At 34.1% G+C, this 2,448-nt stretch carries 1 protein-coding gene; it reads right to left on the reverse strand.

What is annotated here, in order from left to right:
* Positions 1 to 495 precede the first annotated feature (495 nt).
* Positions 496 to 1,152 carry a mechanosensitive ion channel domain-containing protein gene (locus AFK68_RS01740; RefSeq protein WP_246843932.1) on the reverse strand — a complete coding sequence of 219 codons (657 nt, stop codon included), beginning with the start codon at positions 1,150 to 1,152 and terminating at the stop codon, positions 496 to 498.
* Between the last annotated feature and the right edge of the window lie 1,296 nt (positions 1,153 to 2,448).

The following is a 2,448-nucleotide window of genomic DNA, read 5'->3' on the forward strand; positions in this document are numbered from 1 at the left end:
TCAAAATGGTAACTTTTTGAGTTTTATAGCACTACGCGAATAGAGAATAGGGAATAGGGAATAGTAAACTGTCAAAAGATTTTTAGTATNGAGTTTTATAGCACTACGCGAATAGAGAATAGGGAATAGGGAATAGTAAACTGTCAAAAGATTTTTAGTATACGGAAAAGTTCCGCTAACAGGATTTAGAAATGTCCTAATCTTTTCAAAATGCTAACTTTTTGAGTTTTATAGAACTACGCGAATAGGGAATAGGAAATAGTAAACTGTCAAAGGATTTTTCGTATAGGGAAAAGCTCCGCTAACAGGATTTAGAAATGTCCGCGCTCTTTGCTTCGACTGCTATATAGACAGAAAAGTTCTAACTTTTTTCGCTCCTTAAAAGGTAAGCCTTTATCTGTAAATTTTCTGGGAGTTAATTAGCAAAAATCAAGTACCTAGACATAATTCAGAAATATTAATGATTTGGCAGAAGAAAGAATTTTTCAGCAAACCTTAAATAGTGATTGGGGTATCAACATAAATATTTGGTTCTTGCATCTTAAACTCTATGCCAAATTTTTTCAGTTGCTTAGAAAAATTCTGATTTGCAACTTCCAATAGTTGCTTCCTTAGTTGAATAGAATTTTCACTAGAACCAAGAATAAAAAATGTCATCCTGGCACGACTTTTATTCATAGCTTCATGGTCAAATATAGTTATTTTCATACTACCTGGTTCCATTCCCAATAAGGAATCTTTACTATTTCTAGCGACTTGTTGAACAACAGCTTCTTCCTGTTCTGTAAGTTTCTTAGTAAAGTCTAAATATAATAAAACCATCACTTTTTTACCACGGGTAATATTCTCTATTGCCGTATCAGCTAATTTATTATTGGGAATAATATATAGAGTACCTGTAGCTGCTACCCTAACTTTAGTAGAACGTAAACCAATAGATTCTACTCTGCCGTAAATATCGCCACCTCCCAATGAGCAACGAATATAATCTCCCGGAATAAAAGGACGGTCTAAAAATAAAACTATCGTACCAAACAATTGCTCTAAGGTTTTGGAAGCTGAAAAACTAATAGCTATTCCACCAATAGATACACTAGCTAACAAACCTGTTAATGGAAACTTTTGACTTTGAGCATAGCTGACTAATCCCACAAATCCAATTAGTATATTTGCTACAGTCTCAAATACTAACAGTAACTCATTTTCTAAACCTGATTTAGAAATAATTTTAACCCCATATATTCTAATAAGTTGACGAAATATCCTAGAGGCTAACCATCCCAGACTAGCAACTACAGAAAAAACTATTAGTGGATGAAATAATTTGTAGAATTGTTGATAATCTATTAACCAAGCTGAGGATAGAGAAATTAATAGACAAGTTCCTGCAAGTTNATCCTAGAGGCTAACCATCCCAGACTAGCAACTACAGAAAAAACTATTAGTGGATGAAATAATTTGTAGAATTGTTGATAATCTATTAACCAAGCTGAGGATAGAGAAATTAATAGACAAGTTCCTGCAAGTTGAAAAGGTTTTTTTAGTGGATGAAGAAAATTATTGGTAATTTCTTGCCTTGCACCTGGGATAAAATTTTTAATAACTATACTCAGCATTGCTGATGTGTATTTTCCTATGAATATTGCTCCCAAAGCAAAGACAAGGAAAATCAAATAATTAGGAATGCTAGTAGCATCCAAAGAAATAAATATCTGATTTACTTNCTCATCTTGAGGTGGGCTTCCCACTTAGATGCTTTCAGCGGTTATCCGCTCCGCACTTGGCTACCCTGCGTTTACCGTTGGCACGATAAAAAATACATCCGAAAACCATTAATTATGCTTCGTGAAAACTAATTTATACTTGACTCTTTTTCCGTAAGCATTCAGCAGTCAGCTATATTACTTTTAAAGCAGGGAAAAGCAATTGGGAGATTTCCAAGAATGAGTATGAAAATGTGGTAGAAGTTAAATAAATACTTACTTAATTTATAAACCTTGCCCTAAAAAGCAAGGTCTATAAAAAGCTGTTTGCGCAGCATTCCGCAGGAAATGCTTACCTTTTTCCTAAACTTTCTAACACTTAAAACGTACCACCGAATATATTTTTTCAAGAGACATAACTTTCCATAAGTGAAATTTTGTATGTCAGCATTCAGTCATCAACTATCAGCTATTGTTTTAGGTTTTAGGTTTAAACAAGACCCTTAAGACGTAAGCATTCAGCCGTCAGCTATCACCAATCAGCTATTGCTTTTAGTGGAGCATAAAAGCTTTATTTAGGGTTTGCTGATTAAATATCAAAGCATTGACAGATAAAGGTATTAGCCTTTTTGAGTCTGAAATACCTTGGTTTTCAGCCCTTCAGCCTCAAAAACTTACGATATTGGGGTGACGCGAGGCAGAAAAATCACTCTTGCTATACTTTCTGACTACCTTCTCTATAACT

Origin of the sequence: Hydrocoleum sp. CS-953 (assembly GCF_002260545.1) — a bacterium.
GTDB lineage: Bacteria > Cyanobacteriota > Cyanobacteriia > Cyanobacteriales > Microcoleaceae > Trichodesmium.